Raw genomic sequence first — 22,935 nt, forward strand, 5'->3', positions numbered from 1 at the left:
AGGGATTGCAGGGAGCAACTTCGTTCAAGGATCTGAGCGATACGACTACCGGGGGCGACGCAAGTCGCCCCCATCTTTTTATCTGCATTTCACCGTCCCCTTGCTTGGCTCTCAATTGCTTGCCTCAGTGCAGAGACTTCTTACCAGAACCTTTCCGACCCGCTGCTTAAGCAAAAATACATATGAAAAGGGCGCCACGATGGCGCCCTTTTCTGTTTTCTAATCGGCAAACAAGCTTATATCACGCGAGAGAACTGTTGCTGGCGCGCCTTGTTGCGCAAGTACACGTCGAAACACATGCAGATATTGCGGATCAGCAGCTGCCCCGTGGAGGAGACCTCCAGACCATCCTCCGTCATACGCACCAATCCATCGTTGATGAAGGTCTGCAGCAGCTTGAGATCGTCGGCAAAATACTCTCTGAAATTGAGACCGTGCGCCTGCTCGACAGACGCAAAGTTCAGACGGAAATCACAGATAAGCCGCTTGATCACCTCACGGCGGATCAGGTCATCCTGATTGAGCGAGCAGCCTTTCCACTGGGCATGACCCAGCTCTGCAACCTGTACGTAATAGGTCTTGAGCTCTTTCTGGTTCTGGGAGTAGGCATCACCGATCATGCTGATGGAGGAGACCCCCAGCCCCAGCAGATCGCAATCACCTTGAGTGGTATAGCCCTGGAAGTTGCGGTGCAGCTTGCCCTCGCGCTGCGCCACTGCCAGCTCGTCATCGGGTTTGGCAAAATGGTCCATGCCGATGAACTGATAACCCTGGCCAGTGAGGAAGGCAATGGTGTCCTGCAGCATGGCCAGCTTCTCCTGCGGCTCAGGCATATCAACCTCTTTCAACTTGCGCTGGGCGGCAAAGCGACTCGGCAGATGGGCATAGTTGAAGATGGAGAGGCGCGCCGGATCCGTCTTGAGCACCTCTTCCAGCGTATGGTGGAAGCTGGCACGATCCTGATGCGGCAGGCCATAGATAAGGTCGAGGTTGGTCGAGCGGAAGCCAAGTTCACGGGCCCGTTCCAGCATGGCTTTAATAAAGTCGTTGTCCTGCTCGCGGTTGACCGCAACCTGCACATCCTTGTTGAAGTCCTGCACCCCGAGGCTGATGCGGTTGAAGCCGACATCTCGCAGCACATCCAGCATGGTAATGGCAATCTCGCGCGGATCGACCTCGATGCTGAACTCCCCCTCTTCGGCGAAATGGAAGTGCTCACGCAGCATGGCCATCAGACGGCGCGTTTGTGCTTCATCCAGATAGGTGGGTGTTCCACCACCCCAGTGCAGTTGGGTGACCAGACGATGCTTGAAGAGCGGGGCTTGCGCCTTGATCTCCTGCTCCAGGTAGTCGAGATACTCGTCAGCCTTGTGCTGATGACGGGTAATGACCTTGTTGCAGCCGCAGTAGTAGCAGAGCTTGTGACAGAAAGGGATATGCACATAGAGCGACAGATTGCGCTCGGGATACTGGCCGGCAGCGCGGACAAAATCCCGATAGCCGAAGCTCTCGTTGAACTCCAGCGCAGTGGGATAAGAGGTATATCGCGGGCCACTGTAGTTATATTTTTCGATCAGGGCCTGATCCCACACAATCTGTTCTGCTTGCACGCTCGCTTCCTCTCTTGTTGTTATTGTTGGCTCACCGACCTAACTGAAAATCCTTCAGCTGGGCCACATCCTTGAGGATCTGAGCCTCCAGCTCGGCCTCGTAGCCGCTGCGTTCGAGATCCATCTTCATCACTTCATTGCGCTTGAGGGCACGTCTTGCTTCATGAGTCGGCATATCTTTCACCTTCTCATACAGCCCGTACAGACCCGGGAACTCGGCAACGAACGCTCGCCCCCCCTTGATCTGCAACGCATCCAGCAGATTGGTCAGCCGAATGGCGCCTTCGGAGTAATCGCACTGCCCCTCCTGCACCGCATGGGCAATGACCCGCACGCTCTCCAGAATTCGTTCATTGCGAGCGGTAATCGCCTGCCACTGCATCGCTTGCTGTCGTCTCAGCCTGGCCAGCAGCATGCCTGCATAGATGGCCAACCCTGACAAAATCAGGCCGCCCAACAGGGCGGCCAGCATCCATCCACTCATCACTTTTTCTTCGGCTCAGGCTTGGGTTCCGGCTTGAAATCGACCTGGTTGAAACGGTCCCACAACTCCTCTTCGGAGGCCGGTTTCTGCTCGTCGAACTCGGCGTCATCGCCATCATCGCCATCATCATCGTCGTTGTCGATGATGCCCAGCTCATCCATCAGCTCCTGATAACGGTCGACGCGCTGATCAACCCAGGCCTGCTCGGCCGCTTCCAGAGTTTCACCGGCATCCAGACGATCCAGCAGATCATTCAAGCGGTCATCGTTTTCGATGGAAGCCAGCTCCTGCTCGGGCGTCATCACCAGCTTCTTCTCTCTCACCGCCTTGGGTGCTGCCGGCTTCTTCTGTTTGTCATCCACCACCAGAACTACCGGCTTGCGGGAACCGATACGCGGATCTTTGGACTGGCTGTTGCCAGACTTGTTCTTCGGCTGTTCAACTTGCTGACGAGAACCAGCCTTCAAGCCCTTGCGCTTGGCAGCCCGTTTACGCTCACGGCCTTCCTGAGCACTGACATCAGATTCTTTGCGCTTGCCAGTAGGCTTGCGAGTGGGTTGTTTGGCAGACATGAATGGCTAACTCCGAAAATAACTGGTTTGACCCGTACCCGGGATGATCTCACCCGGTGGGATACGATGCGAGGAACAATAAAGCTGGAACAAGAGCAGGATCCCGCACCAATCCGGCCCAATCAGGCCACTGAACACCGCAGGATCGGTATCCTCTGGGCATGTTGCTGCTATTTTGACACAGAATGGCTAATCGGGTTAATGACCCAAAAGAAAAAAGGCAGCCGAAGCTGCCTTGATATGTTCATGCGTGCGCCATCCTGAATGGCAAAACAATCTGTTTCGTCCTCTCCGTGACAACTTGTCGCCGCATCATATCGTTGTGTGGTCATCCTGACCTTATATTGGTCGTTCCTGAATGTGCGTGTGCCTGTTTGACCCGTCTCGACCGCATCCTGCCATCGTGCCGGGGAGTCTGCATCCCGCAACCCCATCCCGCTCCGGAGATGGTCACCATCCTGATCCTTCAATCCTTTGCCAGCTCATCCGAGCCCATGGCATCCCGCCACGCCAGCCATCCTCTGCTCACAACACCCTGTCGTGAAACCGCCACCCAATCCGTGGGTGAATCCATTAAGCCTACTGTACCAACTCTATAAAGCGGCTCAATCCACTCAAAACATTCTCAACATGTCGAAAGATATCAATATTCATATAATTTGTTGATAAATAATGATTATTTAATATTTTATGCAATTTTATGAGCCTTGGCCTGCCTTGAGAATGGGAGATCTCTTACAGAACGGGGGGATTAAACCGAGAATTATCTGAACGCCATAAAAACAACGGGGAGCCCAAGCTCCCCGTTTCAACTCAAATCGACCGTATCGACTATATCAGTGCAGACCCGCCACATATTTGGAGAGGGCTTCGATATCCTGATCAGTCAGTTTCTTGGCAACGTCCCGCATCATGCCGTTCGGATCGTTGTCACGCGTCCCGGCACGGAATGCGGTGAGCTGAGCCTTGATATAGGCAGGATGCTGGCCGGACAGGTTTGGATACTTCGCCTGTTCGACACCAGAGCCACGGGGACCATGGCAAGCCGTACAAGCTGCCAGACCGCGACTCATGTCACCACCCATATAGAGTGCCTTGCCCGCTTCGACCACGTCGTCAGGGACAGCGATAGGGGTAACCTTCAGGCTGGAGAAATAAGCCGCCAGGTCATCCATGTCCTGTTCCGACAAAGGTAACGCCATCGGCCCCATCACTGGCGCAACCCGGCCAATTTGACCAGAAGCGGCAGCCTTCAGTTCAACTAACTGCTTTTTGATATATGATGCGTGCTGACCAGCAATTTTGGGGTACATATCAACCAGGCTGTTTCCGTCCGGTCCATGACAAGCCGCACAAACGGCAGCCTTGGTCTGTCCCGCAGCGGCATCGCCCTTGGCTTGTGCCATCCCCGTTACGCCAACCATCAGAGCAAGAGTAATGACTAGGTTCTTCATGGCGTTCCAACTTTTCGTTATTAGGCTTCCAGATCCCATGCCGCTGAAGGCATGTTAAAATAAACGCGTTTAAGCGACGCTATTTTACACCATTTTACAAAAAAGTAACTCTATAACCCTCTATCTCCATGGGGAATTTACGTTGGATACACAAACTCTGAATTTCAATAAGGTGCATTTTGTGACCAGCGCACCCGACATCCGTCACCTGCCAAATGATGGGGGTGTCGAGATCGCGTTTGCCGGCCGTTCCAACGCCGGTAAGTCATCTGCATTGAACACCTTAACCAAACACAAGAACTTGGCGCGCACCAGTAAGACACCCGGTCGTACCCAGCTGATCAACCTGTTTGAGCTGGAACCGGGCAAGCGTCTGGTCGACTTGCCGGGTTATGGTTATGCGCAAGTTCCGCTGGAAATGAAGCTCAAGTGGCAAAAGTCACTGGCAGAGTATCTGCAGCGCCGTGAGTCATTGAAAGGTTTGGTGATCCTGATGGACATCCGCCACCCGCTCAAAGATACCGACATGAACATGCTGGAGTGGAGCTCGCACCGTCAGTTGCCCGTCATGCTGCTGCTGACCAAGGCTGACAAATTGAGCCCCGGCCCGCGCAACAACCAGGTGATCAAGGTGCGCCAGGCCGTTGCCAACCTCGGTTCCCAGATCCAGGTCGAAGCGTTCTCCTCCCTCACCAATATCGGTGTGGAGAAGCTGGCGCAAACCCTGACCGAATGGTACGTCAGTGGTGACGATACCGACCTGCTGGACGCTGATGAACAGCAACCTGCCGAGGAGTAATCTACTCCTCGCTCTCCTTGCAATTGGCGGAGCACTCCTCCGCTGATTGAAAGGGTTTCAGATTGCCGCTTTCACCTGCCTCACGACAAATACCCCGCATTCGCCCCCCCTGCTATATCCAATACTGCTTAAAGTTCATATAGATAGGCAGTTAATTCACAAAAACAATTAACTTAAGTAGGCGTTGATAGCGTTTTCAAATTCGTTCTTTCAAAACGAACAAGAATTACAAAAAGAGACAAAAATGAAATTTAATTACAAGCTCTAACCGAAAGGGATAAAAATGAGGCCGGACGACAGTGATGCCATCCAGCCTGAAATAATAAGTTCAAAAAATTGGGAAGAAGCTGAATCTTGAGTACCAGACGACAGGTATTCCTCAAGAAGCTGCCTCATTCTATCAAATGCATCGCCAATTTAAAGCATTTACTCTAAAAGATGCGCATAAAAAAACACCCCGACGAGAACCTCATCGGGGCAGCTATTCAGCCACATTCAATTACGTGAAATAAAAGGTCTGAAAGATAGAACATCTTACCTCTGTACCCTACGCAGACAACTGTACAGCAAAGCAGCAGAAAGTGAAAGTAATTTATGTAATTTAGTTTCACAACTTACAGATTGAGAAAAAACCTTTTACTTTCATCCAGATAAAAAAATCCCCAGTACGAATACCGGGGAGTTATAAAGGTGACTAGCTAGCACTTCCTCAACTATCTAGTTAGTCAGCGCCATTTCAAAGCAGTTCCGCTACAAAACAAAAAAACTTCAAAAAATCAGAGATAGATAGCGCCATCCTCAGCAAACTCTTGTTCTTCAATGAGTTTTTCAGCCATGTCTTCAATATCAAAACGTACACTTTCGAAGGCTCTGACGATGTCATCCTCTCTCGTCAGCGCCAGACCTGTCATTCTCTCCAGTCGCCGCTGGCTGATGTAACAATCTATCAGTGCCCCCATCTGCTGGGCAGGAAAACGCACCCGCTGTTCGTCAGCCTGCCACTCCATCAGGTCGGGAAACAGAATACCCTGGTTCATATCACCCCCAAGTTACGCTTCAACTCTCTCAATACCTGTTTAGTCCCGGGACGAATTCCGCGCCACACGGTAAACGCTTCGGCGGCCTGTTCCACCAGCATGCCGAGTCCATCCATGGTTTGACGGGCCCCATGCTGCTTGGCCCAACTGATAAACGCCGTATCCGAGGCGCCATACATCATGTCGTAGATGGCAATATCAGTGTGGATCAGGGCGGGGGCCAACGGCGGCAGCTCCCCTTGCAGGCTGGCGGAGGTAGAGTTGATGACGAGATCGAATGACCCTGCCAACTGCTCATAGGTCTGGGCAGTCACAGGCCCCAGATCGCAGAATTCGGCAGCCAACTGTTGCGCTTTTGCGTGGGTGCGGTTGGCGATCACCAGCTCGCTCGGCAACTCAGCCAGCAGCGGCGCCAATGCACCGCGAGCAGCGCCACCGGCACCCAGCAGCAGGATCCGGCTATCCGCCAGCGTCACACCATGGGACTTGAGATCGGCGACCAGACCGGCGCCGTCGGTATTATCCCCCAGCAACACACCATCATCGGTCAGCTTGATGGTATTGACCGCGCCCGCCCGCTTGGCCCTCGGGCTCAAGCAATCGACCAGAGTGAATGCCTGCTCCTTAAAGGGAACGGTGACATTGCATCCCTTGCCCCCTTGGTCAAAGAAGGTACGCAGGGCTTGGGCAAACTCGTCGACGGCGGGTTCAGCCAGCCCATACTCCAGCTCTTGCTGGGTTTGTCTGGCAAACAGGGTGTGAATGAAGGGGGACTTGCTGTGGCGCACCGGGTGGCCAAAAACCAGATAACGATCCATCAAAGAGTTCCATCAGAGGGCAATATTCCGATTTAACGGGTTTTCACTCTCGGGAACAAGCCGAATAACGGCCAGTAAAAAGGGACCCTCATGGTCCCTCGGGTCACAGCCACTCTCGCGGCGTGAGGTAATCGGTGTAGAGCAAGGCTTCAGGAGTGCCCGCCTCCGGCTGCCAGTCATACTCCCAACGTGCCAGCGGTGGCATAGACATCAGGATCGACTCGGTACGTCCGCCGGTCTGCAGCCCGAACAGGGTGCCACGGTCATACACCAGATTGAACTCCACATAACGGCCGCGACGATAGAGCTGGAACTCCCGCTCCCGCTCGCCATAGGGTAGAACCTTGCGTCGTTCAATGATCGGCAGGTAAGCATCGAGATATCCCCGACCTACCGCCTGCATAAAGGCAAAGCAGTCGGCAAAGGTCCAGCGATTCAGATCGTCGAAGAAGAGACCACCCACCCCTCGCGTCTCGTTGCGGTGCTTGAGGAAGAAGTAGCGATCGCACCAGGATTTGAACTCGGGGTAGATCTCATCACCAAAGGGCTGGCAGAGATCACGGGAGACCTGATGCCAATGCTGGACATCCTCGGCAAACGGGTAGAAGGGCGTCAAATCGAAGCCACCGCCAAACCACCAAATAGGCTCTTCACCCTCTTTCTCGGCGATGAAGAAACGGACGTTGGCGTGGCTGGTCGGCACATAGGGGTTGTGCGGATGGATCACCAGCGACACGCCCATCGCCTCGAACTTGCGACCGGCCAACTCGGGCCGATGGGCTGTAGCAGAGGCAGGCATGGCATCGCCATAGACATGGGAGAAATTGACGCCCCCCTGCTCGATCACCGCGCCGTGGCGCAGCACGCGAGTGCGACCACCGCCACCGCCTTCACGGCTCCAGGCATCTTCCACAAAGTGTCCACTGCCATCGGCCTGCTCCAGACCACGGCAGATCTCGTCCTGCAACTGCAACAGGAAGGCCTTGACCTGGGCCACATCCGGTTTGCTCATCTTGTCTCCAGTCAGGCAGGATCGTGAACGCCCTGTCCATTTTTATAGTTGAATCAATCCAGTGAGCTCACCACCCAGCGAATTGATGGCAAATCATGACGTATCCGCCTGCTCAGGAGGGGCGAATAATGGCGCCGGTTCGGGCGTCCTTGATCTCGGAGGGGTTAGCTTGACCACCCACTTCACCGGGCAGGATATAGGCTAGCTTGCTTGCCAGCCGCTCACCAATATCGGCCACCCGACGGGCAGGCTCCTCACCGGTCAGGTTGGCGCTGGTCGAGACCAGCGGCTTGCCAAAGGCACGGCACAAGGCCTGCACCTGAGGATGAGCCGTCACGCGTACCGCGAGGGTCTCGAACTGCCCGGTCAGCCAGGCCGGCGTCGTTGCACGGGCAGGCATGATCCAGGTAAAAGGACCGGGCCAGCTGGCTTCAACCCGAGCCAGTTGCTCACCGCTAAGCTGACTCAGATCGATGTAATCCTGCAGCTGTGCCATGTCGGCAGCAATCAGGATCAACCCCTTCTCTACCGGACGCTGCTTGATGGCCAGCAGTCGCTGCACTGCCACTTCGGAGTCGGGATCACATCCCAGACCAAACACGGCCTCGGTCGCATAAGCAATCACCCCTTCCTGCTGGAGGGCGGCAACTGCCTGTTCAAATTCATTTGGCATAGGAAAAATGCGGCAGCCACGCTGCCGCCTCGTCACTTAGTAGCAAGTTGAATCCGTATGGCGGCGACCATGGCAAAGTAACGTGTTGCTGTTGCACAGGAAAAATACGACACATCCGGATCGCCACCTATTCACTTACTTGAGTTGAGCCTGCAGGGCGGCATCCTTGGCCATCACCTCTTCGGCATTCTTCTGGCGTTCGGCCCGAACCTTGGCCGCCAGTTCATCATCGGCTACTGCCAGCATCTGGGCTGCCAGATAACCTGCGTTCTTGGCACCGGCTTTGCCGATCGCCACGGTCGCCACCGGTACACCACCCGGCATCTGCACGGTGGAGAGCAGCGCATCCAGCCCCTTGAGCGGGCCACCATCGATGGGTACCCCGATCACGGGACGAGTCGTGATGCCGGCTACGGCACCCGCCAGATGCGCCGCCAGACCGGCAGCACAGATAAAGACCTTGCAGCCACGGGCCTCGGCATCGGTCACATACTGATGGGTCGCAGCCGGCGTGCGGTGCGCGGAGGTGACTTTAACTTCCACTGCGATATCAAATGACTTGAGCACCTCGAGGGTGGTTTGCATCACGGGGAAATCAGAATCAGAGCCCATCAATACGGCAACAAAGGGTTTATTCATGGTGGGAATTTCCTTACTCCAAGTGGGGGGTTGAAGTTCACCGAAAACGTTTCAATCCGGTTGCGGCGGCGGGATTATACCTGCTCACTTTGGTGGCCGCATTTCTTTTGCGGACAGACCCAACGCAGAGTTCCCCTCACTTTTTTTTCCACCATGATGCCCCAACCACACGCGGGGCAAGGCATGGGGATCGGTTTGTCGTTCACCACATATTTGCAATGGGGATAGCCATCACAGGAGTAAAACTGCTTGCCGTAGCGGGAGGTACGGCTCACCAGATGACCCTTGCCGCACTCGGGGCAGAGGATCTGGGTATCATCGCTCTCCTGCAGGGATTCGATGTGCTGACAGGCCGGATACTGGGTACAACCGACAAACAGACCGTAACGCCCCTTCTTGATCGCCAGCGGCTCTCCGCAATCGGGACAGGCAGAGCCTTCGAGCACCTTTTCGATGTCGCGGCCGGATGGCGTCAGGGAGCGAATGTAATCACAGGCAGGATAGGCAGAACAGCCGAGAAAGGGGCCATGTTTGCCCTGGCGGATCACCAGCTCGGCCCCGCACTGCGGGCACGGCTCGCGCTCGAAGGCATGTTCGTGGGCTGAAAAGAGGTGATGATCGATTTTTGACATGGGCCGCGCCTTGAAATCCAGATGGCCTGAATTCTACCAGCGCGGCACCGGACTGTCAGTGAATGACGCCGTCTGACTCATCAAACACCAGCTCTTCCATCTGCTGGTAGGCATTTTCACTGCCCGGTACGTTGAACAGCACCATCATGACGACCCACTTCAGGTCATCCAGCTCGATATCCGGCTTGTCCAGCTCGAGCAGGCGCTCGATACAGATCTCGCGGGTTTCGGCATTCAGCACCTGGGCCTGTTCCAGAAAGAGCAGGAAGCCGCGGCACTCGGTGCTGAGGCGTGCCAGCTCTTGCGGAGCATAGATACGCATCGAGCCTTGCGCGCTGGCGGTAACATAGACCTCCCGCTCGCTATCGTGCAGATTGGCCAGTCGCTCCAGCCAGTCGAGCGCCTTGTCGATCTCTTCTTTATCGAAACCGGCCCGGCTCAACTCGTCGGTGAGCTCATCCTGCTCGACCATCACATCTGCATCGCTGTGGATGTAGGTCTCGAAAAGGTACATCAATACATCAAACATGATTCGCCCTCCTCGCTCTGACGTATCCACCGGCTACCGCCATCACTGCACCGGCCAGCTCCAGCTCTACCAACCTGCCCAATACCACTTCGACAGGAAGCTGGGCCCGCTCGGCAACGGTATCCACGCTCGTGGTCTCATAATCTACGTTATCCAACAAATCGGCATAAGGCAATTCGCTATTATGCGGTTGCTCAGATGGTGTGACCGACGGATGTGGCCGTGCGACCCACTCTGGCAGCTCTTCCACTATATCGGCCGCACTCAGCACAAGTTTGGCCCCCTGCTGAATTAATCTGTTGCACCCTATCGCCTGGGCATTTTGCGGGGCGCCGGGTACCGCAAACACTTCGCGCCCCTGTTCAAGCGCATAGCGAGCTGTAATCAGCGAACCGCTCTGCTCTGTCGCCTCCACCACCAGAGTTCCCAGCGACAGACCACTGATAATACGGTTGCGACGAGGAAAATGTTCAGCCAGCGGCCCTTTATCCGGCGCCAGCTCGGAGATAAGCAAACCACCGCTCTCCAGAATCTGGCCTGCCAGCCCCTGATGGCGTTTGGGGTAGAGGCAATCCAGCCCGGAACCCAACACGGCAAGGGTGATACCGCCACCAGCCAGCGCCTGCTGATGGCAGACACCATCAATACCGAGCGCAAGGCCCGAGGTGATGGCTAACCCGCATCCAACCAGCTCGCTACAGAGACGGGATGCATTATCTTTACCTGCATAGGTAGGATGGCGTGTCCCCACCATTGCCAGCTGGGGTAGCGACAGCGCAGCAAGATCGCCACGACAGTAGAGCAACAGGGGGGCCGCGGGAATTTCCCGCAACAAGGGTGGATAAATCGGGTGATCTTGCGGAATAAGGAGATTGTCAGGCAAAGCGGCCCAAGCCAGGCTCTGCTCAACCACCGGCGAGGGCCAGCGCAGTTGTTTGATCTGCTCTGATGACAACCCCATACCATGCAGCTGCGCTTCATCGCTCTGAAACAGGGCTTCAATACTTCCCCCAGCCCGTTCCAACAGACGTGCAGCGGTCACCGGACCAATACCGGTGACCGCATCGAGAGTTAGCCAGAGCGCCAGACGCGCGTCGGGGTAGTTCACGTCAGAAGTGAGTGACCTGATAGCCCGCACTCACCATGTCGTTACTCTGCATGATGAGACCGTAACTCAGCTTGTCATACACCTTGAACAACATGACGCGGGCAATCGCTTCAGAGGGCAGTGGTGCCTTCTTGTTGCTGCTGTAAAACACCCGGTTAAAAACCGACGAGAGCTCCTTGTACTGTACATCGCCATTCTTGGTGACCAGAGCAGCACCGGGCCGTCTGACATCCAGTACATCCCCGGCGACCAGTTGATCGCGGCCACCCCGGTTGATCAGCACCACATCAAACTTGCCACCGCCCCGGGTCTTGTTCGGCAAATCGATGATATAGCCCGGCGTGATGGCAGGTGCCGCTTTCGGTGTGAAGACAGCGGGCATGTTCTCCTGAGCGGGCAGCGGCATCACCTTGTCGCCCTGCAGCACTTCGCGCTGGTTATGAGTCAGCGTCACTTCGGTCCGATCGCCATCAAGACGCGCAACGGCCCGCACCACACCGGCAAAGATCGCCTCCTGGCCCAGCAGTTCACCGGTTTCGCGATCCTTGTAGACCACTCCGGGGTGATAAATGCCATAGACCTGCCCCAGTGTCAGGGAACCCTGCACATAGAGGGTGTCCCCCTCCAGCATGCCGATATGTTTCTGATCCGACCCCAGCAGATAGGGCAGGGTTTTCTGCTGCTGGCTGTCAGCCAGAATATGGTCGGTTTGCAGGAAGGGGCCGATCTCGCTGATAGGCAGGGTCGGAATGGGGTTGGCTTTATTCTCGTAACGGGTTTTCGGGCCGAGACGGATAACTTGCTTGCCACCCTGCATCGCCTTGCCAAGTCGGGGTTCACCATTGACCCAGCTCAGATGCAGTACATCACCGGGGTAGATCCAGTGAGGATTGGCAATCTGCGGATTGATGTTCCAGAGACGGGGCCAGAGCCAGGGTTCGGAAAGATACTTGCCGGAGATATCCCACAGGGTGTCGCCTTTTTGCACTACATAGCTTTCGGGGTAACCCGCTTTCAGCCTGAGCTGATCGGCCAATGCTGCCTGACTCACGGTCACCAGCAGGCAGGCGAGGATGGTTTGCTTCAGATACATAACACTCCCTGTTACTTCTGTACGCAAAGTGTTGCTGTTTTTTGTCGGCGTAAATGACTAGAATTACGCCAATATTGACTGCATTTATACGAAACTAAAGAAAAAACTATGGCCATTCTAGATGTATTGCGTTTTCCCGATGAGCGCCTGCGCACTGTTGCAGCCCCTGTCGAGACCTTTACACCCGAGTTACAACAGATTGTAGATGATATGTTCGAAACCATGTACGCGGAGGAAGGCATTGGCCTGGCCGCGACTCAGGTCGACATTCACCAGCGCATCATAGTGATCGATGTCTCTGAAAACCGTGAAGATCCTCTGGTATTGATCAATCCGGAGGTCATCGAACAGTGCGGCAGCACCGGCATTGAAGAGGGTTGCCTCTCCGTGCCCGGCAGCCGTGCTCTGGTGCCTCGCGCCGAACAGATCAAAATCCGCGCCCTGGATCGCAACGGCAAGCCGTTCGAGCTGGAAGCCGATGATCTGCTCGCCATCTGCATCCAGCATGAGATGGATCATCTGGTCGGCAAGCTGTTTGTGGATTACTTGTCCCCGCTCAAGCGCCAGCGCATTCGCCAGAAGCTGGAAAAGATGGCCCGTGAAGATCGCAAAGTCCTCTGAGGATCTGCCCCATTGAATAAGCTGAAACTGATTTTTGCCGGTACTCCCGACTTCGCCGCCCGTCACCTGGCGGCGTTGTTGTCTTCCGACCACGAGGTCGTTGCCGTTTATACCCAGCCTGACAAGCCTGCTGGCCGCGGCCAGAAGCTCACCGCCAGCCCGGTCAAAGAGCTGGCGCTGGCCCATAATCTGCCGGTTTATCAACCGGCTAGCCTGCGCAAGGAAGAGGCGCAAGCCGAGCTGGCAGCCCTTGGCGCCGATCTGATGGTCGTCGTGGCCTATGGCCTGATCCTGCCCAAGGTGGTGCTCGATACCCCGCGGCTGGGCTGCATCAACGTCCATGGCTCCCTGCTGCCCCGCTGGCGCGGTGCCGCACCAATCCAGCGCTCCATTTGGGCGGGCGATGCCGAAACTGGCGTCACCATCATGCAGATGGATGTGGGACTGGATACCGGCGCCATGATCCGCAAGGTAAGCTGCCCCATCGCCGCCGACGAGACCTCCGCCAGCCTCTATGACAAATTGGCCGAGCTGGGCCCGCAGGCGCTGGTCGACACCATCAATGCCATGGCCGCCGGTGAAACCGCTGCCGAGGCACAAGACGATGCGCTGGCCAACTACGCCGAGAAGCTCTCCAAGGAAGAGGCCCGCATCGACTGGTCGATGGACGCCGTTGCCATCGAGCGCTGCATCCGCGCCTTCAATCCCTGGCCCATCAGCTGGTTCGAAGTGGCTGACCAGACCGTCAAGGTATGGCAAGCCGCCGTCATCGACAGCGACCATGGCCAGCCCGCTGGAACCCTGCTCAAGGCCGACAAGCAGGGGATCGATATCGCCACCGGCAAAGGGGTACTGCGCCTGCTGACCCTGCAGCCGCCCGGCAAGAAGGCGATGTCCGTGACGGACCTGCTCAACTCTCGCCGCGACTGGTTTGAACCCGGCACGCAATTGAATTGAACTGGATTGAACTGACACAAGCGGGGCCCAGGCCCCGACTTGCGCATCTAAGGTAACACTATGAAAACACGCGCACAGGCTGCTCTCGTTATTCAACAGGTGCTGGATCAGGGCCAGTCCCTCTCCGCCGTTCTGCCTGCTGCCCAGGAGAAGGTTGCGCCCCGCGATCGCGCCCTCCTGCAAGAACTCTGCTACGGTACCCTGCGCTGGCTGCCCCGCCTCGATGCAGCAGTCGGCGAGATGATGGACAAGCCGCTCAAAAACAAGAGCCGCATCTTCCACTACCTCATCCTGGTCGGCCTCTACCAGCTCATCTACACCCGCATTCCGGCTCACGCCGCGGTGGCCGAGACCGTCAACGCCGTCAAACTGCTCAAAGGCACCTCACTGCGTGGCCTCATCAACGGCGTGCTGCGCAACTTCCAGCGCAGCGCCGAAGTCATTCTGCTGCGTATCGACCGCGTGCCGAGCGTGCGCCTGGGTCATCCGGAGTGGCTCACCAAGCGCCTGCGTCAGGCCTATCACGATGAGTGGGAATTCATCATGGAGGCGAACAACCAGCGCCCTCCCATGTGGATCCGCAACAACAGCCAGCGCCAGAGCCGCGATGCCATGCTGGCTCGCATGGCTGAAGCCGGCATCAATGCGGTGGCCGGTGAAGAGGGCGAGGATTGCATCCTGCTGGAGCGTCCTTGCGATGTGACCAAGCTGCCCGGCTTCGAAGTGGGTGACTGCTCAGTACAGGATGGTGCAGCACAACAGGCTGCCGCCCTGCTCGACCCGCAACCGGGCGAGTGGGTGCTGGATGCCTGCGCGGCCCCCGGCGGCAAGACTGCCCACCTGCTGGAGCGTCAGCCCAAGCTGGCTGGCGTGGTTGCCGTCGATGCCGACGAAAACCGCCTCAAGCGGGTGCAGGAGAACCTGGATCGCATCGGCCTGACCGCCAAGGTGATCCACGGCGATGCAGCGGCACCGGAACAGTGGTGGCCGGAAGGTCAGTTCGACCGCATCCTGCTGGATGCTCCCTGCTCCGCCACCGGTGTCATCCGTCGCCACCCCGACATCAAGTGGCTGCGCCGTGATCAGGACATTCGCGAGCTGGCCGAGCTGCAGCGCCGCATTCTCAATGCCCTCTGGGGCAAGCTGAAAAGCGGCGGCACCCTGCTCTACGCTACCTGCTCCGTCCTGCCGGAAGAGAACCGCGAACAGATCCGCGCCTTCCTTGCCGCGACCAAAGATGCCAAATTGGTACCGCTGCACGAACAGGACACCCCGGACTGCCCGGGTCGCCAGTTCCTGCCGGGTGAAGCCGAGATGGATGGCTTCTACTACGCCAAACTGGTCAAGCTCTGAGCCGGGCATGACAAACCTCATTCGGGAGAGCTGCCAGATCCATTCTGGCGCTCCCCTTTACAGCATCAACGTGAGTAGACGTTCCCTATGAAAATCATCATTTTGGGAGCCGGCCAGGTCGGCGGCACTCTGGCCGAGAACCTGGCCGGAGAGAACAACGACATCACCATCGTCGATACCGACAGCGAGCGCCTGCGCGAACTGCAGGACAAGTTTGACCTGCGGGTGGTCAACGGCCATGGCGCTCACCCCAAGGTGCTGCGCGAAGCGGGGGCTCAGGATGCCGACATGCTGGTCGCCGTCACCAACAGTGACGAGACCAACATGATCGCCTGTCAGGTGGCCTACTCCCTGTTCAACACCCCGAACAAGGTGGCGCGGATCCGCTCGCCAGCCTATCTGACCGAGCGGGATCGCCTGTTCCTGCCGGAATCGGTGCCGGTGGATCACCTGATCGCGCCGGAGCAGTTGGTGACCGACTATGTGCGTCGCCTGATCGAATATCCGGGTGCCCTGCAAGTGGTTGATTTTGCGGGTGGTCGCGTCGGTCTGGTGGCGGTCAAGGCCTACTACGGGGGCCCGCTGGTGGGCAACGCCCTCTCGACCCTGCGCGAGCACATGCCCAACATCGAGACCCGGGTAGCGGCCATCTTCCGTCAGGGGCGTCCGATCCGTCCGCAAGGTACCACCATCATCGAAGCGGATGACGAGGTCTTCTTCGTGGCGGCGGCGGGCCATATCAGGGCCGTGATGTCGGAGCTGCAGCGCCTCGAGAGCCCCTACCGTCGCATCATGATCGTCGGTGGTGGCAACATCGGCGCGGGTCTCGCCCGCCAGCTGGAGAAGCGCTACAGCGTCAAGCTTATCGAGCGCAACCAGAAGCGGGCGGAGCAGCTCTCCGAACTGCTGGAGAACACCATCGTCTTCTGCGGCGATGCGGCGGATCAGGAGTTGCTGGCCGAGGAGCATATTGATCAGATCGACGTATTCATCGCCGTGACCAACGAGGACGAGGCCAACATCATGTCGGCGCTGCTCGCCAAGAAGATGGGCGCCAAGAAGACCATGGTGCTGATCCAGCGCGGCGCCTACGTCGATCTGGTGCAGGGTGGCTCCATCGATATCGCCATCTCGCCGCAGCAGGCCACCATCTCGGCGCTGTTGACCCACGTGCGCCGGGCCGATATCGCCAACGTCTACAGCCTGCGCCGCGGCGCTGCCGAGGCGATCGAGGCGATTGCCCACGGTGATGAGAACACCTCCAAGGTGGTCGGCAAGACGGTGGGCGAGCTCAAGCTGCCGCCGGGTACCACTATCGGTGCCGTAGTGCGCGGAGATGAGGTGCTGATCGCCCACGATCGCACCAAGATCCAGCAGGATGACCACGTGGTCATGTTCCTGGTGGACAAGAAGTACATCCCGGAAGTGGAGCGGCTGTTCCAGCCAAGCCCCTTCTTCCTGTAACGTCTTCATGCGCACAGGCTGTCAAACCAGACCCGGTTCAGCTCCCCCAAGGGGATGGTCCGGGTCTTTTGTTAATCAACGACCAGGTTATCGAACATGATCAAGCTGCGTCCCATTATCTTCACCCTCGGGCTGGTGCTCTCCAAGCTGGCGCTCTTCATGTGGCTGCCCACCTTGCTGGCACTGCTCACCGGGTCAGAGGGATTTGTCGAGTTTCTCAAGTCCGTGCTGATCACCCACGGCGCCGCCCTGCTCTGCCTCCACTACGGCCGCAAAGCGGAGTTTCATCTGGGGGTGCGGGAGATGTTCCTGCTCACCACCTCGGTTTGGGTGGTGGCCTGCATCTTCGGCGCCCTGCCCTTTGTCTTCATCACCCACATCAACTTCACCGATGCCTATTTCGAGACCATGTCGGGGGTGACCACCACGGGCTCCACCGTGCTCTCCGGCCTCGACAACATGGCCCACAGCATCCTGTTGTGGCGTTCCATCCTGCAGTGGCTGGGTGGGGTCGGCTTTATCGTGATGGCGGTAGCCGTGCTGCCCTACCTCAACGTCGGAGGCATGAAGCTGTTCCAGACCGAGAGCTCGGACTGGTCAGACAAAAGCGCCCCGCGTGCCAAGACGGTCGCCAACAACATCGTCGTGGTCTATCTGGTACTCTCCATGCTCTGCTTCATGGCCTACTGGGCCAGCGGCATGAACATGTTCGAAGCGATCAACCACGCCATGACCACTCTCAGTACCGGCGGCTACTCCACCTCCGATCAATCCATGTCCCACTTCTCCAACTCGGCACACTGGATTGGCACCCTGTTCATGTTCCTCGGCGGCCTGCCCTTCTTGCTCTATGTGCAAAGCCTCAACCACAGGGACAACAGCCTGTTCAAGGATGCCCAGGTGCGCGGCTTCTTCTGGCTGGTGGTGTGGGTCACCGTCATCATGACCTTCTATCTGTGGGAGAGAGACCTGTTCGGCTTCTGGGATGCCCTGCGCATCAGCTGCTTCAACATCGTCTCGGTACTCACCACCACCGGCTACGGCCTTGGTGACTTCGGCACCTGGGGGCCGCTCGCCAGCATCGTCTTCATCGTGCTGCTGGCTCTTGGGGCCTGCTCGGGCTCCACTGCGGGTGGTCTCAAGATCTTCCGGGTACAGGTGGCATTCGCCCTGTTCAGAAAGCAGATGCGCCAGCTGATGCACCCCTCTGCCGTTTTCCCCCAGAAGTACAACGGCCGGACGGTCAATGACGCCATCATCCGCTCGATGATCTCCTTCGTACTGGCCTACTTCGCCATCATTCTGGTGATAGCCGCGCTGCTGGGCGCCATCGGGCTTGACCCACTGACGGCTATCTCCAGCTCCATCACCGCTGTCGCCAACGTCGGCCCGGGCATGGGCCCGGTGGTCGGACCCAGCACCAACTTTGCCAGCCTGCCGGAATCGGCCAAATGGCTGCTATCATTCGGCATGCTGCTGGGACGACTGGAGATCCTGACGGTCGCCGTGCTCTTCTTCCCCTCCTTCTGGCGCCAGTAATCCCTCACTGCAAGCCAGCAAAAAGCCGCAGCGTTCACCCGCTGCGGCTTTTTTATCTCACCCATCCTCACGACCTTCGCTCTACGCTCATCAGCCCCATTACCGGATGGCCTGAACGAGCTCATCAGGATGAGCCAGAGTGAATCACAAGCATAAAAAAACGGACCCAAACCAGAGGTTTGGGTCCGTTTATCAGTGAACCGTCAGCGGCCGCGAGGGCTGCCGAGACTCAGCACATGGCATTAACCACGGCCAGAGCGCTTGCGATCCAGCTCGGTCAGCAATTTCTTGCGGATACGGATGTTCTTCGGAGTCACTTCTACCAGTTCGTCGTTGTCGATGAACTCGAGAGCCTGTTCCAGAGTCATGCGGATCGGCGGAGTCAGCACTTGAGCTTCGTCAGTACCGGAGGCACGCATGTTGGTCAGCTGTTTGCCTTTCAGGCAGTTAACAGTCAGATCGTTGGAACGGGAGTGAATACCGATCACCTGGCCTTCGTACACCTCGGTCGCGTGACCGATGAACAGACGACCACGGTCTTGCAGACCGAACAGGGCGTAGGTCAGAGCCTTACCGGTAGCGTTGGAGATCAGCACGCCGTTCTGACGCTCACCGATGCTGCCACCCTTGTGCGGACCGTAGTGGTCGAAGGTGTGGTACAGCAGACCGGTACCTGAGGTCATGGTCATGAACTCGGTCTGGAAGCCGATCAGGCCACGGCTCGGGATCATGAAGTCCAGACGGACACGGCCCTTGCCATCCGGGGTCATGTTAGTCATTTCGCCCTTACGCAGACCCAGTTGCTCCATCACGGAACCCTGGTGCGCTTCTTCAACGTCCACAGTTACGGTTTCGAACGGTTCTTGCAGAACGCCATCAACGGTACGCAGGATTACTTCCGGACGGGACACAGCCAGTTCGTAACCTTCGCGACGCATGTTTTCGATCAGGATGGAGAGGTGCAGCTCACCACGACCGGATACACGGAACTTGTCCGGATCATCGGTCTCTTCCACGCGCAGGGCCACGTTGTGGACCAGCTCCTGGTTCAGACGCTCCAGAATGTTACGGGAGGTCACGAACTTGCCCTCTTTACCGGCGAACGGTGAGGTGTTGACCTGGAAGGTCATGTTCACGGTCGGCTCGTCAACGGAGAGCGGCGGCAGGGCTTCAACGGCACCGTTGTCACAGATGGTGTCGGAGATTTTCAGCTCGCCCAGACCGGTGATAGCGATGATGTCACCCGCTTGCGCGTCGGTAACTTCAGTACGGGACAGACCCAGGTAACCCAGCACCTGACCGACTTTACCGTTACGGGTCTTGCCGTCAGCACCAACGATGGTGACTTGCTGGTTGGTCTTGACACGACCACGGGTGATACGGCCGATACCGATAACGCCCACGTAGGAGTTGTAGTCCAGCTGGGAGATCTGCATCTGGAAACCACCTTCGGCATCAGCCTTCGGCGCTTCAACGTTGTCAACGATGGCCTGGAACAGCGGCTCCATGTTCTCGGACTCGACGTCCTGATCCATGGTGGCCCAACCGTTCAGTGCAGAGGCGTAAACAACTTTGAAATCCAGCTGTTCGTCAGTCGCGCCCAGGTTGTCGAACAGGTCGAATACCTGATCCATTACCCAGTCAGGACGAGCACCCGGACGGTCAACCTTGTTGATGACCACGATCGGCTTCAGACCCTGAGCGAAAGCTTTCTGGGTCACGAAACGGGTTTGCGGCATCGGGCCGTCAACGGCGTCAACCAGCAGCAGCACGGAGTCAACCATGGACAGTACGCGCTCTACTTCACCACCGAAGTCGGCGTGACCCGGGGTATCAACGATGTTGATGCGGTAGTCATTCCAGCGGATCGCAGTGTTCTTGGCGAGAATGGTGATGCCACGTTCCCGTTCCAGATCATTGGAGTCCATGATCCGTTCCTGGCCTTCCGTGGAGCGGTCCAGGGTGCCGGACTGCTGCAGCAGCTTATCAACCAGAGTCGTTTTGCCGTGGTCAACGTGCGCAATAATCGCAATATTGCGTAAATTCTCTAACATTCTCGCCTCAATCACCGGGTAAAATTGGGCGCTAATTGTACTCTTGCCTTTGTGATCTGCCTAGCAGAATTGCAGTACATTCGCGCATAACAACAGATCTGGATCATAGACCTCTCTGACAAACCCTGCTTAGATGGGCAGTGACCGTATTTCGCGCACCATTACAGTGCACCAAAACGATCCACCATCGCACTAAATTGATGCAACGCGAGTCGAGATCGCCTGATTTTGGGGAGCCTCTTCAGCGAGATTGCCCTGAAATCAAGCTGTCACAAACTTGGCACGATACTGGCTTATGTGAATACGACGACGCATTCACCCAGAGAGTTTTAACACCGGAGGTTACTTAGCATGTCAGCCCAGAACGTTTTGGCCCTGATCCAGGAACACGAAGTCAAGTTTGTTGATCTGCGCTTTACCGACACCAAGGGTAAAGAGCAGCATGTATCCATCCCTGCTCACCAGGTTGATGAAGATTTCTTCGAAGACGGCAAGATGTTCGATGGTTCCTCCATCGGCGGCTGGAAGGGCATCAACGAATCCGACATGGTACTGATGCCGGACGCAGCCTCCGCCAAGCTGGACCCGTTCACCGAAGAGACCACCCTGAACATCGTTTGTGACGTACTGGAGCCTGCCACCATGCAGGGCTACGACCGCGATCCGCGCTCCATCGCCAAGCGTGCAGAAGATTTCCTGAAGTCCAGCGGCATCGCTGACACCGTGCTGTTCGGGCCGGAGCCGGAATTCTTCATGTTCGACAACATCACCTTCTCCAACACCATGGGCCACAGCTTCGTGAAAATCGAATCTGAAGAAGCCGCATGGAACTCCGGCACTGCCTATGAGCATGGCAACAAGGGTCACCGTCCGTTCGTGAAAGGCGGTTACTTCCCGGTTGCACCGGTCGACTCCTCCCAGGATATCCGTGCCGCCATGTGTCTGGTGCTGGAAGAGATGGGCCAGGTCGTTGAAGCTCACCACCACGAAGTGGCCACTGCCGGTCAGAACGAGATCGCTACCCGCTTCAACACTCTTACGCTGAAAGCTGATGAAGTACAGGTACTGAAGTACGTGATCCACAACGTGGCCCACGCCTACAACAAGACTGTTACCTTCATGCCGAAACCCATGTTCGGTGACAACGGCTCCGGCATGCACTGCCACCAGTCTCTGGCCAAGAACGGCGTCAACCTGTTCGCTGGTGACCTGTACGGCGGTCTGTCCGAGATGGCTCTGCACTACATCGGCGGTATCATCAAGCACGCCAAGGCCATCAACGCCTTCGCCAACCCGACCACCAACTCCTACAAACGTCTGGTTCCGGGTTATGAAGCACCGGTAATGCTGGCCTACTCTGCCCGCAACCGCTCTGCCTCCATCCGTATCCCGGTGGTACCGAGCCCGAAAGCCCGTCGTATCGAAGTGCGCTTCCCGGATCCGGCTGCCAACCCGTACCTGGCATTCGCAGCCCAGCTGATGGCCGGTCTGGACGGTATCATCAACAAGATCCATCCGGGCGATGCCATGGACAAGAACTTGTATGACCTACCGCCGGAAGAAGCCGCAGAAGTGCCGACCGTTGCCGGTTCTCTGGACGAAGCCCTGGCCGCTCTGGATGCTGACCGCGAGTTCCTGACCCGCGGCGGCGTGTTCAGCGATGACTTCATCAACTCCTATCTGGAACTGAAACAGCAGGATGTTGACCGTGTGCGCATGACCCCGCACCCGCTGGAGTTCGAACTGTACTACTCCGTCTAAGTCTCAGCAGACTGGCCGTTTAAATCAGGTCAGCTTGCTTAATCGTGACAAAACCCGCCATCTGGCGGGTTTTTTCTCTGATAGGATTAAGCAAAATACCGTCAAGGAGAGATGGATGAACAACAAGCATGGCATAGGGGTGCTCAGCCTCCTGTTGCTGACCTCGTTCTCTGCGGACGCGGCCAAGGTCTACTCCTGGGTCGATGGCAATGGCATCACCCACTACTCGGATGCGCCACCACCCGGCAAAAACGCCAAAGAGGTCGATCTGCGGGTCGCCCCGCTGCTGGGCAGCAGCGCGCCCAGATCGGTGCAGGTGGATAACTTCAACAGCCTGACCGGCGCCGATGCCAAGAAAGAGAAAGAGGCGGCCAAGCTGACCATCGAACTGCTCTCCCCGGAACAGGGCAGCACCCTGCGCGACAACACAGGCAACATCGTCTTTCAGGGCACCATCAGCCCCAAACCTCCGACCCAGTATGATGTGCGCCTGACCCTGGATGGCAAAGCCGCCCCCATCGTCAGCAACAGCCTCTCTGTCCGGGTCGAAAACGTCGATCGCGGCGCCCACGAGGCTCAGCTCGAGCTGCTCGCCAAAGACGGTACGATCCTTGCTAAATCCAGTGCAGTCACCTTTTACCTGCATAGAGCGAGCGTGACGCCGGCTCCCAAACCCACCCCCAAAGCAGACTAGGGGTGATATAGCGCACCGATGCGGGTAAACTC

Annotated in this window: 22 protein-coding genes; 8 read left to right on the forward strand and 14 right to left on the reverse strand. The window is 57.2% G+C overall.

Features of this window, described 5'->3' with window-relative positions; translation table 11 throughout:
- Positions 1-236: 236 nt before the first annotated feature.
- From hemN to I6L41_RS15285, 4 genes are all read right to left on the reverse strand, one after another.
- The gene (gene hemN / locus I6L41_RS15270) at positions 237-1,610 is read right to left on the reverse strand and encodes an oxygen-independent coproporphyrinogen III oxidase (protein ID WP_216959803.1); all 1,374 of its coding nucleotides are present in this window, start codon (positions 1,608-1,610) and stop codon (positions 237-239) included.
- A 31-nt stretch (positions 1,611-1,641) separates the two neighbouring features.
- On the reverse strand, positions 1,642-2,082 hold the full coding sequence (locus I6L41_RS15275) for a DUF2489 domain-containing protein (RefSeq protein ID WP_005339712.1): 441 nt from the start codon (positions 2,080-2,082) through the stop codon (positions 1,642-1,644).
- 11 nt (positions 2,083-2,093) lie between these two features.
- Positions 2,094-2,666, reverse strand: coding sequence for a Der GTPase-activating protein YihI (gene yihI, locus I6L41_RS15280; RefSeq protein ID WP_216959806.1), 573 nt, complete (start codon positions 2,664-2,666; stop codon positions 2,094-2,096).
- An 836-nt stretch (positions 2,667-3,502) separates the two neighbouring features.
- The gene (locus I6L41_RS15285) at positions 3,503-4,120 is read right to left on the reverse strand and encodes a cytochrome c (RefSeq protein WP_005339710.1); all 618 of its coding nucleotides are present in this window, start codon (positions 4,118-4,120) and stop codon (positions 3,503-3,505) included.
- 142 nt (positions 4,121-4,262) lie between these two features.
- Between I6L41_RS15285 and yihA the strand changes: the two genes are divergently transcribed.
- Positions 4,263-4,919 (forward strand): ribosome biogenesis GTP-binding protein YihA/YsxC, encoded by a 657-nt coding sequence (gene yihA, locus I6L41_RS15290; RefSeq protein WP_026034975.1) that lies wholly within the window; start codon positions 4,263-4,265, stop codon positions 4,917-4,919.
- A gap of 776 nt (positions 4,920-5,695) precedes the next feature.
- Here yihA and I6L41_RS15295 read toward each other — a convergent pair.
- From I6L41_RS15295 to I6L41_RS15335, 9 genes are all read right to left on the reverse strand, one after another.
- Positions 5,696-5,956 (reverse strand): DUF1488 domain-containing protein, encoded by a 261-nt coding sequence (locus I6L41_RS15295; RefSeq protein WP_019445781.1) that lies wholly within the window; start codon positions 5,954-5,956, stop codon positions 5,696-5,698.
- The gene (aroE, locus tag I6L41_RS15300) at positions 5,953-6,774 is read right to left on the reverse strand and encodes a shikimate dehydrogenase (RefSeq protein ID WP_216959809.1); all 822 of its coding nucleotides are present in this window, start codon (positions 6,772-6,774) and stop codon (positions 5,953-5,955) included. Before aroE ends, I6L41_RS15295 begins: the two co-directional genes overlap by 4 nt.
- A 103-nt stretch (positions 6,775-6,877) precedes the next feature.
- Positions 6,878-7,786 carry an oxygen-dependent coproporphyrinogen oxidase gene (gene hemF, locus I6L41_RS15305; RefSeq protein ID WP_216959812.1) on the reverse strand — a complete coding sequence of 303 codons (909 nt, stop codon included), beginning with the start codon at positions 7,784-7,786 and terminating at the stop codon, positions 6,878-6,880.
- A gap of 112 nt (positions 7,787-7,898) precedes the next feature.
- Complete coding sequence (locus tag I6L41_RS15310) at positions 7,899-8,459, reverse strand: Sua5/YciO/YrdC/YwlC family protein (RefSeq protein WP_076492632.1); 561 nt, start codon at positions 8,457-8,459, stop codon at positions 7,899-7,901.
- Positions 8,460-8,594: 135 nt separating this feature from the next.
- Positions 8,595-9,098, reverse strand: a complete 504-nt coding sequence (gene purE / locus I6L41_RS15315; protein ID WP_005339704.1) for a 5-(carboxyamino)imidazole ribonucleotide mutase — start codon at positions 9,096-9,098, stop codon at positions 8,595-8,597.
- A 74-nt stretch (positions 9,099-9,172) separates the two neighbouring features.
- The gene (locus I6L41_RS15320; protein ID WP_005339702.1) at positions 9,173-9,730 is read right to left on the reverse strand and encodes a type I DNA topoisomerase; all 558 of its coding nucleotides are present in this window, start codon (positions 9,728-9,730) and stop codon (positions 9,173-9,175) included.
- A gap of 55 nt (positions 9,731-9,785) precedes the next feature.
- Positions 9,786-10,259 carry a DUF494 family protein gene (locus I6L41_RS15325; protein ID WP_005339699.1) on the reverse strand — a complete coding sequence of 158 codons (474 nt, stop codon included), beginning with the start codon at positions 10,257-10,259 and terminating at the stop codon, positions 9,786-9,788.
- Positions 10,252-11,367: a DNA-processing protein DprA gene (gene dprA, locus I6L41_RS15330; RefSeq protein ID WP_216959815.1), complete on the reverse strand. Its 1,116-nt coding sequence runs from the start codon at positions 11,365-11,367 to the stop codon at positions 10,252-10,254. Before dprA ends, I6L41_RS15325 begins: the two co-directional genes overlap by 8 nt.
- Before the next feature lies 1 nt (position 11,368).
- Positions 11,369-12,460 (reverse strand): LysM peptidoglycan-binding domain-containing protein, encoded by a 1,092-nt coding sequence (locus I6L41_RS15335; protein ID WP_216959819.1) that lies wholly within the window; start codon positions 12,458-12,460, stop codon positions 11,369-11,371.
- 108 nt (positions 12,461-12,568) lie between these two features.
- On the opposite strand from I6L41_RS15335, the gene def reads away from it, so the two are divergent.
- The 5 genes from def (at position 12,569) to I6L41_RS15360 (ending at position 18,394) form a co-directional block, all read left to right on the forward strand.
- Positions 12,569-13,081 carry a peptide deformylase gene (gene def, locus I6L41_RS15340; protein ID WP_005357510.1) on the forward strand — a complete coding sequence of 171 codons (513 nt, stop codon included), beginning with the start codon at positions 12,569-12,571 and terminating at the stop codon, positions 13,079-13,081.
- Between the two features lie 12 nt (positions 13,082-13,093).
- The gene (gene fmt / locus I6L41_RS15345) at positions 13,094-14,038 is read left to right on the forward strand and encodes a methionyl-tRNA formyltransferase (protein ID WP_216959822.1); all 945 of its coding nucleotides are present in this window, start codon (positions 13,094-13,096) and stop codon (positions 14,036-14,038) included.
- A 60-nt stretch (positions 14,039-14,098) separates the two neighbouring features.
- On the forward strand, positions 14,099-15,391 hold the full coding sequence (gene rsmB, locus I6L41_RS15350; protein ID WP_216959825.1) for a 16S rRNA (cytosine(967)-C(5))-methyltransferase RsmB: 1,293 nt from the start codon (positions 14,099-14,101) through the stop codon (positions 15,389-15,391).
- Between the two features lie 87 nt (positions 15,392-15,478).
- Positions 15,479-16,855, forward strand: coding sequence for a Trk system potassium transporter TrkA (trkA, locus tag I6L41_RS15355; protein ID WP_005339689.1), 1,377 nt, complete (start codon positions 15,479-15,481; stop codon positions 16,853-16,855).
- A gap of 96 nt (positions 16,856-16,951) precedes the next feature.
- The gene (locus I6L41_RS15360; RefSeq protein WP_069527008.1) at positions 16,952-18,394 is read left to right on the forward strand and encodes a TrkH family potassium uptake protein; all 1,443 of its coding nucleotides are present in this window, start codon (positions 16,952-16,954) and stop codon (positions 18,392-18,394) included.
- Positions 18,395-18,636: 242 nt separating this feature from the next.
- Here the strand turns inward: I6L41_RS15360 and typA are convergent, their stop codons facing one another.
- Positions 18,637-20,448 (reverse strand): translational GTPase TypA, encoded by a 1,812-nt coding sequence (gene typA / locus I6L41_RS15365; protein ID WP_005339679.1) that lies wholly within the window; start codon positions 20,446-20,448, stop codon positions 18,637-18,639.
- A 351-nt stretch (positions 20,449-20,799) separates the two neighbouring features.
- On the opposite strand from typA, the gene glnA reads away from it, so the two are divergent.
- Together glnA and I6L41_RS15375 are read left to right on the forward strand one after the other, a co-directional pair.
- Positions 20,800-22,209: a glutamate--ammonia ligase gene (gene glnA / locus I6L41_RS15370; protein WP_005339672.1), complete on the forward strand. Its 1,410-nt coding sequence runs from the start codon at positions 20,800-20,802 to the stop codon at positions 22,207-22,209.
- A gap of 115 nt (positions 22,210-22,324) precedes the next feature.
- Positions 22,325-22,903 carry a DUF4124 domain-containing protein gene (locus I6L41_RS15375; protein ID WP_204481847.1) on the forward strand — a complete coding sequence of 193 codons (579 nt, stop codon included), beginning with the start codon at positions 22,325-22,327 and terminating at the stop codon, positions 22,901-22,903.
- Positions 22,904-22,935 lie beyond the last annotated feature (32 nt).

The organism is Aeromonas sp. FDAARGOS 1411 (assembly GCF_019047125.1).
In the GTDB taxonomy this organism is placed as follows: Bacteria; Pseudomonadota; Gammaproteobacteria; order Enterobacterales; family Aeromonadaceae; genus Aeromonas; species Aeromonas veronii.

What these genes read in the sequence shown, in the direction of transcription:
- I6L41_RS15275 (WP_005339712.1), bottom strand. Translation starts at nt 2,082, where the DNA reads ATGCTGGCCGCCCTGTTGGGCGGCCTGATTTTGTCAGGGTTGGCCATC.
- I6L41_RS15360 (WP_069527008.1), top strand. Translation starts at nt 16,952, where the DNA reads ATGATCAAGCTGCGTCCCATTATCTTCACCCTCGGGCTGGTGCTCTCC.
- typA (WP_005339679.1), bottom strand. Translation starts at nt 20,448, where the DNA reads ATGTTAGAGAATTTACGCAATATTGCGATTATTGCGCACGTTGACCAC.
- rsmB (WP_216959825.1), top strand. Translation starts at nt 14,099, where the DNA reads ATGAAAACACGCGCACAGGCTGCTCTCGTTATTCAACAGGTGCTGGAT.
- I6L41_RS15295 (WP_019445781.1), bottom strand. Translation starts at nt 5,956, where the DNA reads ATGAACCAGGGTATTCTGTTTCCCGACCTGATGGAGTGGCAGGCTGAC.
- I6L41_RS15335 (WP_216959819.1), bottom strand. Translation starts at nt 12,460, where the DNA reads ATGTATCTGAAGCAAACCATCCTCGCCTGCCTGCTGGTGACCGTGAGT.
- aroE (WP_216959809.1), bottom strand. Translation starts at nt 6,774, where the DNA reads ATGGATCGTTATCTGGTTTTTGGCCACCCGGTGCGCCACAGCAAGTCC.
- yihI (WP_216959806.1), bottom strand. Translation starts at nt 2,666, where the DNA reads ATGTCTGCCAAACAACCCACTCGCAAGCCTACTGGCAAGCGCAAAGAA.
- I6L41_RS15320 (WP_005339702.1), bottom strand. Translation starts at nt 9,730, where the DNA reads ATGTCAAAAATCGATCATCACCTCTTTTCAGCCCACGAACATGCCTTC.
- trkA (WP_005339689.1), top strand. Translation starts at nt 15,479, where the DNA reads ATGAAAATCATCATTTTGGGAGCCGGCCAGGTCGGCGGCACTCTGGCC.
- def (WP_005357510.1), top strand. Translation starts at nt 12,569, where the DNA reads ATGGCCATTCTAGATGTATTGCGTTTTCCCGATGAGCGCCTGCGCACT.
- glnA (WP_005339672.1), top strand. Translation starts at nt 20,800, where the DNA reads ATGTCAGCCCAGAACGTTTTGGCCCTGATCCAGGAACACGAAGTCAAG.
- I6L41_RS15325 (WP_005339699.1), bottom strand. Translation starts at nt 10,259, where the DNA reads ATGTTTGATGTATTGATGTACCTTTTCGAGACCTACATCCACAGCGAT.
- I6L41_RS15285 (WP_005339710.1), bottom strand. Translation starts at nt 4,120, where the DNA reads ATGAAGAACCTAGTCATTACTCTTGCTCTGATGGTTGGCGTAACGGGG.
- I6L41_RS15375 (WP_204481847.1), top strand. Translation starts at nt 22,325, where the DNA reads ATGAACAACAAGCATGGCATAGGGGTGCTCAGCCTCCTGTTGCTGACC.
- purE (WP_005339704.1), bottom strand. Translation starts at nt 9,098, where the DNA reads ATGAATAAACCCTTTGTTGCCGTATTGATGGGCTCTGATTCTGATTTC.
- hemF (WP_216959812.1), bottom strand. Translation starts at nt 7,786, where the DNA reads ATGAGCAAACCGGATGTGGCCCAGGTCAAGGCCTTCCTGTTGCAGTTG.
- I6L41_RS15310 (WP_076492632.1), bottom strand. Translation starts at nt 8,459, where the DNA reads ATGCCAAATGAATTTGAACAGGCAGTTGCCGCCCTCCAGCAGGAAGGG.